A 13,671-nucleotide genomic window follows, 5' to 3' on the forward strand; every position below is an offset into this window, starting at 1 on the left:
CGGGGGGCGTATTTTCTGGAGATTTGGTTTCGCATGCAGGATTCTTTAACATTACAACCCATTGCGCGCGTCGATGGCACCGTCAATTTGCCCGGTTCCAAGAGCGTTTCTAACCGTGCACTGCTGCTGGCTGCGCTGGCGAGCGGGACAACCCGGTTGACGAACCTGCTTGATAGTGATGACGTCAGGCATATGCTTAATGCGCTGAAAACGCTGGGCGTCTCATATACGCTTTCTGCCGACCGTACCATATGTGAAGTTACCGGCAACGCGGGACCACTGCGCAGTGAGCAGGCGGTAGAACTTTTCCTGGGCAATGCCGGGACCGCGATGCGCCCGCTGGCGGCAGCACTCTGTCTGGGCGATCACGAAATCGTCCTGACGGGCGAGCCACGTATGAAAGAGCGTCCGATCGGCCATCTGGTTGATGCGCTGCGTCAGGGAGGCGCGCAGGTGGATTATCTCGAGCAGACAGATTATCCACCCTTGCGCCTGCACGGCGGTTTCCGGGGCGGCGAGATCAGCGTCGATGGCAGTGTCTCAAGCCAGTTTCTTACCGCTTTGTTAATGACGGCGCCGCTGGCCGCGCAGGACACGGTCATCACCATTAAAGGTGAGCTGGTTTCTAAACCCTATATTGATATCACGCTGCATCTGATGCAGTGCTTTGGAGTGCAGGTAGAGAATCAGGATTACCAGCGCTTTGTGATCAAAGGAGAGCAGACCTATCGTTCTCCCGGTGAGTATCTGGTTGAAGGCGATGCCTCTTCGGCATCCTACTTTTTAGCCGCAGCGGCGATTAAAGGCGGTACCATCCGCGTTACCGGCATTGGCCGTAACAGTGTGCAGGGAGATATCCATTTCGCGGACGTGCTGGAGAAAATGGGAGCGGTGATTGAATGGGGTGATGACTATATCGCCTGCACCCGCGGTACGCTAAAAGCGATTGATATGGATATGAACCATATTCCGGATGCGGCTATGACCATTGCCACCGCCGCCCTGTTTGCCGAAGGCACTACTATCATGCGCAATATTTATAACTGGCGCGTAAAAGAGACCGATCGGCTGGCAGCCATGGCAACCGAGTTGCGTAAAGTGGGCGCAGAGGTAGAAGAAGGCCATGACTATATTTGCGTCACGCCACCAGCGCAGCTGGCGCATGCCGATATCGCCACCTATAACGATCATCGCATGGCAATGTGTTTTTCTCTGGTGGCGCTCTCTGATACGCCGGTTACCATTCTCGATCCCGGTTGTACCGCCAAAACCTTCCCCGACTATTTTCAGCGGCTGGCGTCAGTCAGTCATCCTGCGTAATCTGCCCGACCCGGTGAGAATTCACCGGGTTATCAGAAACTCACTGGTCCTGAGGCAGAAGAAATCCTCTGAATCTCCTTAATTTTTTACCTCTGTCTATGCTTAAAGATAACAGACCGTTCCTGAGCAGCGTATAATGCCCTCCGTCCCCAACAGGCCCAGACAAGCTAAAAAACGTTATTGCAGCAAAAGGAGAGAATGATGACGGCAATCGCCCCGGTAATAACTATTGATGGCCCAAGCGGTGCAGGGAAAGGCACCCTTTGTAAAGCCATGGCCGAGGCCCTGCAATGGCATCTGCTCGATTCAGGGGCTATTTATCGCGTACTGGCGCTGGCTGCGTTGCATCATCAGGTCGATATTGAATCGGAAGAGTCTCTGGTGCCGCTGGCTGCTCATCTGGATGTGCGCTTTGTGTCGCAACAGGGTGAGTTGCAGGTGGTGCTTGAGGGCGAGGATGTCACTGGTGAAATCCGTACTCAGGAAGTCAGCAATACCGCGTCACGCGTGGCGGCATTTCCCCGGGTACGTGAAGCGTTATTGCGTCGTCAGCGCGCCTTTCGCGAAGAGCCAGGCCTGATCGCCGATGGCCGTGATATGGGCACGGTGGTTTTCCCGGATGCGCCGGTAAAAATATTCCTTGATGCCAGCCCGGAAGAGCGTGCGCAGCGCCGCATGCTACAGTTGCAGGAAAAGGGCTTTAGTGTTAACTTTGATCGCCTTTTAGCCGAGATAAAAGAACGTGATGATCGCGACCGCAATCGCGCAATCGCGCCTTTAGTGCCTGCAAAAGATGCTCTGGTGCTGGATTCAACCAGTATGTCCATTGAGCAAGTGATTGATGTAGCACTGAAATATGCCCGCGAGAAGCTGGGCATGTAATGTCGCGCTGAAGTAGAAACAGATTGCAGTACCCCTGTGCCAGGGAAAGGGGGCAGGGTATGTTAAACAACCCCATCCGACATGAAGTCAGATGGACGTTAAATTAAAGAATCCTGAAGATTACAATATGACTGAATCTTTTGCTCAACTCTTCGAAGAGTCCCTGAAAGAAATCGAAACCCGTCCGGGTTCCATCGTCCGTGGTGTTGTTGTTGCTATCGATAAAGATGTCGTGCTGGTTGACGCTGGCCTGAAATCTGAATCTGCCATTCCGGCTGAGCAGTTCAAAAACGCCCAGGGCGAAATTGAAATCCAGGTGGGTGACGAAGTTGACGTTGCTCTGGACGCAGTAGAAGACGGTTTCGGTGAAACCCTGCTGTCTCGTGAGAAAGCGAAACGTCACGAAGCGTGGCTGATGCTGGAAAAAGCTTACGAAGAAGCAGCGACTGTTACTGGCGTAATCAACGGCAAAGTCAAGGGCGGCTTCACTGTTGAGCTGAACGGCATTCGTGCGTTCCTGCCGGGTTCACTGGTTGACGTACGTCCGGTACGCGACACACTGCACCTGGAAGGCAAAGAGCTTGAATTTAAAGTGATCAAGCTGGATCAGAAACGTAACAACGTGGTGGTTTCTCGCCGCGCAGTTATCGAATCTGAAAACAGCGCTGAGCGCGATCAGCTGCTGGAAAACCTGCAGGAAGGCATGGAAGTCAAAGGTATCGTTAAGAACCTCACTGACTACGGTGCATTCGTTGATCTGGGCGGCGTTGACGGCCTGCTGCACATCACTGACATGGCGTGGAAACGCGTTAAGCATCCGAGCGAAATTGTCAACGTGGGCGACGAAATCACTGTTAAAGTGCTGAAGTTCGACCGCGAGCGTACCCGTGTATCTCTGGGCCTGAAACAGCTGGGCGAAGATCCGTGGGTAGCTATCGCTAAGCGCTATCCGGAAGGGACTAAACTGACCGGTCGTGTGACCAACCTGACTGATTACGGCTGCTTCGTAGAAATCGAAGAAGGCGTTGAAGGTCTGGTACACGTTTCTGAAATGGACTGGACCAACAAAAACATCCATCCGTCTAAAGTTGTTAACGTAGGCGACGTGGTTGAAGTTATGGTTCTGGACATCGATGAAGAGCGTCGTCGTATCTCCCTGGGCCTGAAACAGTGCAAAGCTAACCCGTGGCAGCAGTTCGCTGAGACTCACAACAAAGGCGATCGCGTTGAAGGTAAAATCAAGTCAATCACTGACTTCGGTATCTTCATCGGCCTGGACGGCGGCATCGACGGTCTGGTTCACCTGTCTGACATCTCCTGGAACGCGACTGGCGAAGAAGCCGTTCGTGAGTACAAAAAAGGTGACGAAATCGCTGCCGTTGTACTGCAGGTCGATGCAGAGCGTGAGCGTATCTCTCTGGGTGTAAAACAGCTGGCTGAAGATCCGTTCAACAACTACATCACTTTGAACAAGAAAGGTGCCATCGTCACCGGTAAAGTGACCGCAGTTGACGCGAAAGGTGCTACAGTTGAATTAGCTGACGGCGTGGAAGGTTACCTGCGCGCTTCTGAAGCTTCACGTGACCGTGTTGAAGATGCAACTCTGGTGCTGAATGTTGGTGACGACGTTGAAGCCAAATTTACTGGTGTTGATCGTAAAAACCGTGTTGTAAGCCTGTCTGTTCGTGCGAAAGACGAAGCTGACGAGAAAGATGCTATCGCGACTGTTAACAAACAGGAAGAAAGCAACTTCTCTAACGCGATGGCTGAAGCGTTCAAAGCGGCTAAAGGCGAGTAATTTTCCTGGCCTACCGGATGGCTTTATGCCGTCCGGTTTCGGTAAAAAGCTGTCAAATCTTATGAACAGGGATTAACCGGAGGATTAATGACCAAGTCAGAACTGATTGAAAGACTTGCAGGCCAGCAGACTCATATTCCGGCGAAAGTCGTTGAGGATGCGGTTAAAGAGATGCTGGAGCACATGGCCACAACACTGGCTCAGGGTGAACGCATCGAAATCCGGGGATTCGGCAGTTTTTCTTTGCACTATCGCGCTCCGCGTACTGGTCGTAACCCGAAAACGGGTGACAAAGTGGAACTGGAAGGTAAATACGTTCCCCACTTTAAACCGGGCAAAGAACTGCGTGACCGTGCAAATATTTACGGCTGAGCAGTTACCGACGCGCAGAAACGACACCTCAGGGTGTCGTTTTTTTTGTCCGCTTTTCGGCTCTGCGTGCTGCTTTCCTGTTTTCTGAACGGAAACGCAAAACAAAGATAATTTTTGCGACCCGCCTTCCGCTCCCCTGTTATTACTGCTGAACTGCCTCTGCCTGCCTGTCACACTATCCGCTACGCAAGGATGGATACTATGACACTGACATGGACAGGGCTCGCCAGACTGACGCTGGTCGCCACTTTACCGCTACTTTTTTTGCCTGCTTTACCAGGGCGCACGTTGCTGATCGTGATGGCGGCGGTGGGCTTGCTACTGATTCATCGTGATACTGTTTATTTACGCCTGTGTGGCTACGGGCTGTTGCTACTGGTCTGGGCCTTGATCGAGGCGCGGCAAGTGACGGGGCATATCAACTGGCTGGTGGCGCAGTCACACGACGCTCTGGTACGCGTTGAGGAAGTCCAGCGTGAGCGGCAGCGGATAAAAGTGAAATTGCTCAGGATAGATGGACACTATCAATACCCGCCGCTTTATGCCTGGCTGGCGCTGCCCGCCGAGACTGAACATTACTGTCCCGGCCAGCGCTGGCAGATGCAACTGCGTTTACGTGCTGTTCATGCGCGCCTGAATGAGGGTGGATTTGATGCCCAGCGATTCGCACTGGCTAACCATACGCCGTTTCAGGGACGTATCCTCTCTCGTCAGGCGCTGGACCGGCGCTGCAGCTGGCGGGATCGCATCATTCAACACCATCAGAATGCATTACAGCGATTGCCGATGCAGGGAATTCTGAGAGCGCTGGCGTTTGGTCACCGCGACGCTCTCTCCGATGAGGTGCGCCAGTTGCTGCGGGAAACGGGAACGGCGCATCTGATGGCCATCTCCGGGATGCATATTGCTCTGGCGGCCAGTGTTGGCTGGCTGCTGCTGCGCGGGCTACAGCGAGGCTTGCCGGAGCGCGCCATCGACTACAGAGCGCCGTTACTCAGCAGTCTGATGACCGCAGCGCTTTATACCTGGCTTTCCGGCGCTCAGGCTCCGGCTCAGCGTGCTATGCTGGCGCTGACGCTCTGGTCAGGCTTACGCCTTGCCGGACTGCATCTTACTGGCTGGCACGTCTGGACATTGTGCATCGGCCTGATGCTGTTTCTCGATCCGCTGACCGTGCTGTCTGAGAGTTTCTGGCTTTCGGTTCTGGCTGTAGGAATGTTGCTGCTCTGGTATCACTGGTTCCCCTTACCGGCAAAATTTGCGCGGCGACGCTGGCTACCTTTACAGCTTATGCATCTGCAGTTGGGCATTCTGCTGTTAATGACCCCACTGCAGGCGGCGCTGTTTAACGGCATTAGCCTGACGGCGCTGGTTGCCAACCTGCTGGCGATTCCGGTGATCTCCTGTGTCACGGTGCCGCTACTGCTGCTTGCTATGCTGCTTCCCGTTGCCCCTCTGCATACGCTGCTGTGGTGGCTGGCCGATCGATCCCTTGCACTGGTGATCTACGGCCTGACAGCGCTACCGCCGGGCTGGTGGCCGGTCAGGGAGGCGGGGCTGTATGGCGCAGTGATCTGGGGCGGCATGATTATCTGGCGTTTCGGCTGGTGGCAAAGCGCTCCTGTCAGCTGCTGCAGCCTGATGCTCTCCCTTTTACTCTGGCGTTATAGCGCGGAAAAGGTGGAGTGGCGTATTGATATGCTGGATGTCGGGCACGGTCTGGCTGTGATCATCTCTCAGGAGGATGAAGCGGTGATTTACGATACCGGCAACCGCTGGGCACACGGCAATGCCGGCGAGCATATTATTGTGCCCTGGCTTCAGCATAAAGGAATAAATGTCAGTCAGGTCATCCTCAGCCATAAGCACCTGGATCATACCGGCGGCCTGACAGGGATAAAACAGGCCTGGCCAGCGTTAACGGTGCGCAGCGCGCTGGCACAACCCGGCCATCTGCCTTGTTATCGCGGTACCCGCTGGCAATGGGGGCGATTAACCTTTCAGGTTCTCTGGCCAGAGGCGAACGTAACAGCCGGCAATAATAACGACTCCTGCGTAGTAAAGGTCAGCGATGGCCGGGTAACGATGCTACTGACAGGCGATCTTGAACAGGATGCAGAACATAAACTGGTGATGCTGGAAAAAGCGGGAGTGCAGGCTGACATTTTACAGGTTCCCCATCATGGCAGTCGGACATCGTCGACACCCTTGCTGCTGCGTCAGGTGGCAGGACGTGCTGCGCTGGCCTCTGTAGCACGCTATAACGCATGGCGCATGCCGGCGCGCCAGGTAGTAAGAAATTATGCGAAAAATGGCTATATCTGGTTCGATACTGCACAATCTGGTCAGCTCAGTATTAAGATTTATCAGGGAAAATGGCAGGTTGCAGGATTCAGAGAACAAATAATGCCCCGTTGGTACCATCAGTGGTTTGGCGTCAAACGTGATTCCAGATAGAATAAATGGCTATTTTAAACATCGTTGAAAAAATAATGCATCAAGATAAAGATCTCTCGACATGGCAGACATTTCGCCGACTCTGGCCGATGATCGCGCCCCATAAAGCTGGATTGCTGGTGGCAGCCGTCGCTCTTGTGCTGAATGCAGCAGGCGATACCTTAATGCTCTCTTTGTTGAAGCCTTTACTGGATGAAGGGTTTGGTAAGGCAGATAAATCCGTTCTGATATGGATGCCCTTAGCAGTGATTGGCCTGATGCTGATCCGAGGCGTCACCAGCTATATCTCCAGTTACTGTATCTCCTGGGTGTCTGGCAACGTGGTGATGAATATGCGTCGCCGCCTGTTTGGCCATATGATGGGGATGCCCGTCTCTTTCTTCGATCAGCAATCCACCGGGACGTTGCTGTCACGCATTACCTATGACTCCGAGCAGGTCGCTTCTTCTTCTTCCGGCGCACTGGTTACCGTAGTGCGCGAAGGGGCTTCTATTATCGGCCTGTTTATTATGATGTTCTATTACAGCTGGCAGCTGTCGCTGATTTTAATCGTGCTGGCGCCTGTGGTGTCGATGGCGATTCGGACCGTATCGAAGCGTTTTCGCAGCATCAGCAAAAATATGCAGAACACCATGGGGCAGGTGACGACAAGCGCTGAACAAATGCTGAAAGGGCACAAAGAAGTTCTGATCTTTGGCGGCCAGGACGTAGAGAGCAAGCGTTTCGCCCAGGTCAGTAATCGTATGCGCCAGCAGGGGATGAAAATGGTTTCAGCCTCCTCTATCTCGGATCCGATTATTCAGCTGATCGCCTCCCTGGCGCTTGCTTTTGTCCTCTATGCGGCCAGTTTCCCCAGCGTTATGGATACCCTGACTGCGGGCACTATTACCGTGGTCTTTTCCGCAATGATCGCCCTGATGCGTCCGTTGAAATCCCTGACTAACGTGAATGCACAGTTCCAGCGCGGTATGGCAGCCTGCCAGACGCTGTTTACTATTCTGGATTCTGAGCAGGAAAATGATTCGGGAACCCGTGTGATTGAACGGGCAAAAGGCGATGTTGAGTTCCGTGACGTGACCTTTACTTATCCGGGTCGTGAAATCCCGGCGTTAAGAAACATCAACCTGGCGCTGCCTGCCGGGAAGACCGTTGCCTTAGTGGGGCGTTCGGGCTCTGGCAAATCGACACTGGCGAGTTTGCTGACGCGTTTCTATGACATTCAGCAGGGCGAAATCCTGCTTGATGGCCATGACCTGCGGGAATATACGCTGCAGTCGCTGCGTAATCAGGTGGCACTGGTCTCACAGAATGTTCACCTGTTTAACGACACCATTGCCAATAATATTGCCTATGCCCGCAGCGACATTTACAGCCGTGAGCAGATTGAAAAGGCGGCTACCATGGCCCATGCAATGGATTTCATCAACAAGATGGAAAACGGTCTGGATACTATGATCGGTGAAAACGGCGTGCTGCTTTCTGGCGGACAGCGCCAGCGTATTGCGATTGCCCGTGCTCTGTTGCGTGATTGTCCAATTCTGATCCTTGATGAGGCGACCTCAGCACTCGATACCGAATCAGAGCGCGCTATCCAGGCGGCACTGGATGAATTACAGAAAAACCGTACCTCGCTGGTTATCGCCCATCGCCTCTCGACCATTGAGAAAGCGGATGAAATTGTGGTGGTAGAAGATGGCCGTATCGTGGAACGCGGTACGCATGAAGCCTTGCTGGCTGAGCGCGGCGCCTATGCTCAGCTGCATAAAATGCAGTTTGGCCAATGATTGAGCGCATCTGGAGTGGCCGTTCGCCCCTCTGGCTTCTGCTGTGGCCTTTCAGCCTGCTTTATGGGCTGGTAAGCGGGCTGATCCGCCTGAGTTACCGGCGCGGCTGGCGCCGCAGCTGGCGCGCGCCCTTGCCGGTGGTTGTGGTGGGGAATCTCACTGCAGGCGGCAATGGTAAAACGCCGGTGGTCATTTGGCTGGTGCAGGCCTTGCAGCAACGTGGTTTGCGCCCGGGCGTCGTCTCGCGTGGCTACGGTGGCAAAGCCGAACACTATCCGTTGCTGGTTGATCACACCACCACCGCGCTGCAGGCGGGTGACGAGCCGGTGTTGATTGCACAACGTACCGGTGTACCGGTTGCTGTCGCGCCAAAGCGTCGTGAAGCGGTGGAAGCGCTGATCGCCCATCATCCTGTGGATCTGATCATCACCGATGATGGTTTACAACATTACGCACTACAACGTGACATCGAAATTGTGGTGATTGACGGTGTCCGGCGCTTTGGCAACGGCTGGTGGTTACCTGCGGGGCCGATGCGCGAGCGTGCTGACCGACTGGCCAGTGTTGATGGCATTATTGTCAACGGTGGCATCGCAAATGCGGGCGAAATCGCCATGTCGCTGCAGCCTGCGCAAGCGATGAATATGCAGAGCGGAGCGCGTTGCGCGCTGGCTGAATTAACGCATGTTGTCGCGGTCGCAGGTATCGGACATCCGCCACGCTTTTTCGCTACCTTAAAACAGCAGGGCCTGACGCCCGAAGCAGAAATCGCCTTCGCCGATCATCATGCATACAGCGAAGCTGAGCTACAGGCCTTAACCACAGCCAGGCAGACACTACTGATGACGGAGAAAGATGCCGTTAAGTGTCGAGCTTTTGCCCGGGACAACTGGTGGTATCTGCCGGTTGATGCTGAACTCCAGGGCGCGGCGCTGGAGCCTTTACTGATGCAGATCGTACAGCGTTGCGCAGAGCAATCTGGTGCTGGAAACAAGCGTACACAGTAACGGCATCGGCTTCAGGAGAACAGAGGGTGGAACAGAAGCGTTTTATTTCACTGCAAACCGCACGACATCTCCATCTCGCCGCTCAGGGGCTGTTGCATGCGCCTGCACATCCGGCGCATTACGAGGATATGCTGCAGGCTATCCGTCGGATGGCGCTGCTGCAAATTGATACGATTCATGTCGTGGCGCGCAGCCCTTACCTGGTCCTGTTCAGTCGCATAGGGGATTATCCGCTGGTCTGGCTGGAGCAGGCTCTTGCGCGCGGTGATCTGTTCGAATACTGGGCACACGAAGCCTGCTTTGTACCGCATGAAGACTACCCCTTGCTGCGTCACCGTATGCTGGATCCCACACGCCTGGGCTGGAAATATAATGCGCAATGGGTGGCGCAGCATCAGATGGAGATCGCTGAGCTGCTGGCGCATATTGCGCAAAACGGCCCGGTGCGCGCCGCTGATTTTAGCAGTGACAAAAAAACGCCCTCCGGCTGGTGGGCATGGAAACCGCATAAGCGCCATCTGGAAAACCTGTTCACCGCAGGCGAACTGATGGTGGTGGCGCGCCGCAATTTTCAGCGCGTCTACGATTTGCGTACGCGTGTCCTGCCTGAATGGCGTGATGAACTGCATGCACTGAGCGAAACGGACGCCGTGGCGCAGATGTTGCTGAACAGCGCCCGTAGCCTGGGTATTTTTCGTGAGAGCTGGCTGCCTGATTACTACCGGTTAAAACGGGTTGCGCTGAAACCCTTTATCGCCAGCGCGCAGGAGAGCGGCACCATTGTTCCGGTTGAGGTAGAAGGCCTGGGAGCGCTCTGGTTGCATACTGACCTGGTTACTCTGCTGGAGCAGCCGCTGGTTGCCAGCCATAGTGCCCTGTTGTCGCCTTTCGACCCGGTGGTATGGGATCGTAAGCGGGCGCTGGCGCTGTTCAATTTTGATTATCGTCTGGAGTGTTATACCCCCGAGGCGAAAAGAAAGTATGGCTATTTTGTGTTGCCGATCCTGCATTGCGGCGAGCTGAAAGGACGGCTGGATGCAAAGATGGAACGCAAAAGCGGCCAGCTGATAATAAAGTCCCTGTGTCTGGAAGAGACGACGCAGGCAACGCCCGCGTTTTTACAGGATATCCGCCAGGTCATTAACGCCTTTGCCCACTGGCACGGCGCAAACAACGTTGTCATTCAGCAGGCACCAGAGGTGTTGCTGGCTAACTGGCCGCGCCAGTGGCGGCCAGAAGAGTAAAATAATTGCGGATACCCCCGCAAATCGCGCCCTGATCCTGGGCTATGTTATGCTTCAGGGCACTGACGAATCGGTCCTTGTTGGAGGAAATATGGATCACCGTTTACTTGAGATCGTGGCTTGTCCGGTATGCAACGGCAAACTCTATTACAACAAAGAGCAGCAGGAGCTGATCTGTAAGCCAGATGGACTCGCTTTCCCGGTACGTGACGGAATTCCGGTGCTGCTGGAAAATGAAGCGCGTACGCTCTCCGTTGAAGAGATCCACCCATGAGTTTTGTCGCCATTATTCCGGCCCGTTATGCTTCAACGCGCTTGCCTGGCAAGCCGCTGGTAGACATTAACGGGAAGCCCATGGTGGTTCACGTGATGGAGCGTGCGCTGGAGTCGGGTGCAGAGCGGGTTATCATCGCTACTGATCACCCTGATGTTGCCGCCGCGGTAAAAGCGGCAGGCGGTGAAGTCTGTATGACGCGCGCCGATCATCACTCCGGCACAGAACGCCTGGCAGAAGTGATTGAAAAATACCAGTTTGCTGACGATACCATTATCGTGAATGTGCAGGGCGATGAACCGCTTATTCCCCCGGTGATTGTGCGTCAGGTGGCCGGTAATCTGGCGGCATCCCGGGCCGGGATGGCGACGCTGGCGGTGCCGATTACGGAGGCGGAGGAAGCGTTTAACCCCAACGCGGTCAAAGTGGTCACCGATCAGCAGGGCTATGCGCTCTATTTTTCCCGCGCCACTATTCCCTGGGATCGGGAGCGTTATGGCCGGTCGCGAGAGGTGGTGGGGGGTACGCTGCTGCGCCACATCGGCATTTATGCCTATCGGGCAGGTTTTATTCGCCGTTATGTCAGCTGGGAAGCCTGTCCGCTGGAGCAGATTGAACTGCTGGAGCAGCTGCGGGTGCTCTGGTATGGCGAAAAAATCCATGTGGCGGTCGCGCAGGCGATCCCCAGCGTCGGGGTTGATACCCCGGAAGATTTGGCACGCGTGCGTGCCGCGATGTCAGCCTGATAAAGCGCCGGGGTTCCTCCCGGCCTTTTCCTGTTTCTGTTACCGGGCAGCTGTACCTCCTGCCGAGCCTGAGGGGGAATGCATGGAACAGCTTAGAACTGAACTGACGCTGGTGCTGGGCGAAACCGTGAGTCGCCTGGAAATACTCAGCGAGCAGCCGCTTGCGCGTCTTTATGCCCTCTACGATCGTCATAATCAGAGCATGCCGCTGGTGGCGAAATATTTTCGTCACAAAGGGCATGCCGCGCTGGAAGCCAGAAAGCTGGCGATGCTGGGGCATGCAGGCGTGATTACTGTCCCCGCCGTTTACGGTCTGGTGCTTAGCCAGCAAAAACCACCCCATGAAGTGCTGCTCATGCAGCGGATCGCTGGTGTCCCCGCGCAGCTTCCAGCGGGCAGCGTCAGCCACTGGCAACAGCTGTGCACCGCAATCGTGGAGGGGCTGCTGGCCTGGCACTGTATCGACAGTCAGGGACTCGCAGGCAGCGTTGACAGCGTGCAGGAGAACAGCTGGCCCGCCTGGTATCAGCAGCGTGTTGAGGTGCTCTGGGCAACGCTGAGCTATCTGCGTCCCGCCATCCTCACCCTTGAGGACCGACAAATCCTGTTTCGCGCGCGTCAGCAGCTGCCGCGTCTGTTCCGGGGTTTCAACGATCCTGCGGTCTTGATCCACGGTAACCTGCGGCTGCACAGCATTCTGAAGGATGTCACCAGTGACCGGCTACTGGCAATGACGCAGCCGGGCTATATACTCTGGGCGCCGCGTGAGTATGAGTTGTGTCGGCTCGGCAATAGCACGGCCGAAACCAATCTCCTGCAACACTACCTGCAGCGGGCGCCGGTAGATGACGGTTTTCTCTGGCGCCGCTGGCTTTATCAACTCTGGGATTGCACAGAGAACCTGATTCAGGGCGGCAAATTTGAGCGCGCACGCTTCAACTTTGCGCGCCAACAGCTACTGCCCTGGCTCGGTTGAGGGCACCTCTTTTGCCGTAAGCCATTGCCAGAGGCTGCCAAGGGATTCATACCAGGCGCGTTCGCTGTGGCTCAGCCAGAGCGGCGAAGGGATCACTTTTTCCCACCAGTTCAGCGGGGAGGTGATCGCCAGCTGATTGGCGGGGGCGGGAAGGGGATTGAGCCTCTGCGCCTGGAAAAAGCGCATCGCTCGCGGCAGATGATTAGCGGAGGTCACCAGCAAAAAAGCGTGCTGCGCGATAACGGCTTTCACCGCCTGCGCCTCTTGCTGCGTATCGCGCGGCTGATCAAGCACAAGGATATGGTCAGCGGGAACGCCAAGGCTTTGGGCGACCAGGGCGGCCACGCGTGCATTGCTCACCGGGTTCTGTCCGGCCGCAGCGCCGGTAAAAATCAGCGTGGCCGTCGGGTGACGACGCCACTGGCGCACGCCTTCAGCAACGCGCGGCAAACTGTTACCCACCAGGTTAGAACTCGGTGCCCATTCCGGATTAAAGGTATAACCACCGCCCAGCACCACGATATAATCCACCGGCGCGTCACTGTTCCAGGTAGGATAATGCTTTTCCAGCGGTAACAGCAGGCGATCCGCCACCGGCTGCAGGCTCAGCAATAACAACAGTAGCCAACTCAGAGAGAGCAAAATTTTGCCCGTTTTTTGCCAGCGGCTGCACCAGAGCAGTAAAATCGCAATTGCCATGAGCAGAAGCAGAAATGGCAAGGGAAGTAAAAAGCCGCCTGTCAGCTTTTTCAGGGTAAAAAACATTGCAAAACTCTCCTTTTGTCTGAAAAAACAGCAGCCGGTAAGGAAG

At 55.2% G+C, this 13,671-nt stretch carries 11 protein-coding genes and 1 pseudogene; 11 read left to right on the plus strand and 1 reads right to left on the minus strand.

All coding sequences use genetic code 11. The annotated features are described in order from the left end of the window. The first annotated feature begins 33 nt into the window (after positions 1-33). The 11 genes and pseudogenes from aroA (at position 34) to E0E17_RS13695 (ending at position 12,860) form a co-directional block, all read left to right on the plus strand. Positions 34-1,320, plus strand: a complete 1,287-nt coding sequence (aroA, locus tag E0E17_RS13645; RefSeq protein WP_130834583.1) for a 3-phosphoshikimate 1-carboxyvinyltransferase — start codon at positions 34-36, stop codon at positions 1,318-1,320. 201 nt (positions 1,321-1,521) lie between these two features. Then, complete coding sequence (gene cmk / locus E0E17_RS13650) at positions 1,522-2,202, plus strand: (d)CMP kinase (RefSeq protein WP_130835552.1); 681 nt, start codon at positions 1,522-1,524, stop codon at positions 2,200-2,202. 127 nt (positions 2,203-2,329) lie between these two features. Continuing rightward, positions 2,330-4,000: a 30S ribosomal protein S1 gene (gene rpsA / locus E0E17_RS13655; protein ID WP_130835553.1), complete on the plus strand. Its 1,671-nt coding sequence runs from the start codon at positions 2,330-2,332 to the stop codon at positions 3,998-4,000. A gap of 78 nt (positions 4,001-4,078) precedes the next feature. Continuing rightward, positions 4,079-4,372 (plus strand): annotated as a pseudogene (ihfB, locus tag E0E17_RS13660) (integration host factor subunit beta); the annotation flags it as partial. A 201-nt stretch (positions 4,373-4,573) separates the two neighbouring features. Continuing rightward, entirely contained in the window at positions 4,574-6,829 is a 2,256-nt protein-coding gene (locus E0E17_RS13665; RefSeq protein WP_130834584.1) for a DNA internalization-related competence protein ComEC/Rec2, read from the plus strand. Between the two features lie 35 nt (positions 6,830-6,864). Then, on the plus strand, positions 6,865-8,613 hold the full coding sequence (gene msbA / locus E0E17_RS13670; protein ID WP_130834585.1) for a lipid A ABC transporter ATP-binding protein/permease MsbA: 1,749 nt from the start codon (positions 6,865-6,867) through the stop codon (positions 8,611-8,613). Continuing rightward, positions 8,610-9,620, plus strand: coding sequence for a tetraacyldisaccharide 4'-kinase (gene lpxK / locus E0E17_RS13675; RefSeq protein ID WP_130834586.1), 1,011 nt, complete (start codon positions 8,610-8,612; stop codon positions 9,618-9,620). Before msbA ends, lpxK begins: the two co-directional genes overlap by 4 nt. A gap of 26 nt (positions 9,621-9,646) precedes the next feature. Then, complete coding sequence (locus E0E17_RS13680; protein ID WP_237680786.1) at positions 9,647-10,864, plus strand: winged helix-turn-helix domain-containing protein; 1,218 nt, start codon at positions 9,647-9,649, stop codon at positions 10,862-10,864. Between the two features lie 91 nt (positions 10,865-10,955). Further along, positions 10,956-11,138 (plus strand): Trm112 family protein, encoded by a 183-nt coding sequence (locus E0E17_RS13685; RefSeq protein ID WP_013508517.1) that lies wholly within the window; start codon positions 10,956-10,958, stop codon positions 11,136-11,138. Then, positions 11,135-11,884 carry a 3-deoxy-manno-octulosonate cytidylyltransferase gene (gene kdsB / locus E0E17_RS13690; RefSeq protein WP_130834587.1) on the plus strand — a complete coding sequence of 250 codons (750 nt, stop codon included), beginning with the start codon at positions 11,135-11,137 and terminating at the stop codon, positions 11,882-11,884. Before E0E17_RS13685 ends, kdsB begins: the two co-directional genes overlap by 4 nt. Before the next feature lie 82 nt (positions 11,885-11,966). Next, the gene (locus E0E17_RS13695; RefSeq protein ID WP_130834588.1) at positions 11,967-12,860 is read left to right on the plus strand and encodes a phosphotransferase; all 894 of its coding nucleotides are present in this window, start codon (positions 11,967-11,969) and stop codon (positions 12,858-12,860) included. Here E0E17_RS13695 and elyC read toward each other — a convergent pair. After that, positions 12,840-13,625 carry an envelope biogenesis factor ElyC gene (gene elyC, locus E0E17_RS13700; RefSeq protein WP_130834589.1) on the minus strand — a complete coding sequence of 262 codons (786 nt, stop codon included), beginning with the start codon at positions 13,623-13,625 and terminating at the stop codon, positions 12,840-12,842. The genes E0E17_RS13695 and elyC overlap by 21 nt on opposite strands. Positions 13,626-13,671 lie beyond the last annotated feature (46 nt).

It is taken from the genome of [Erwinia] mediterraneensis (assembly GCF_900604315.1).
Classification (GTDB): domain Bacteria; phylum Pseudomonadota; class Gammaproteobacteria; order Enterobacterales; family Enterobacteriaceae; genus Pantoea; species Pantoea mediterraneensis_A.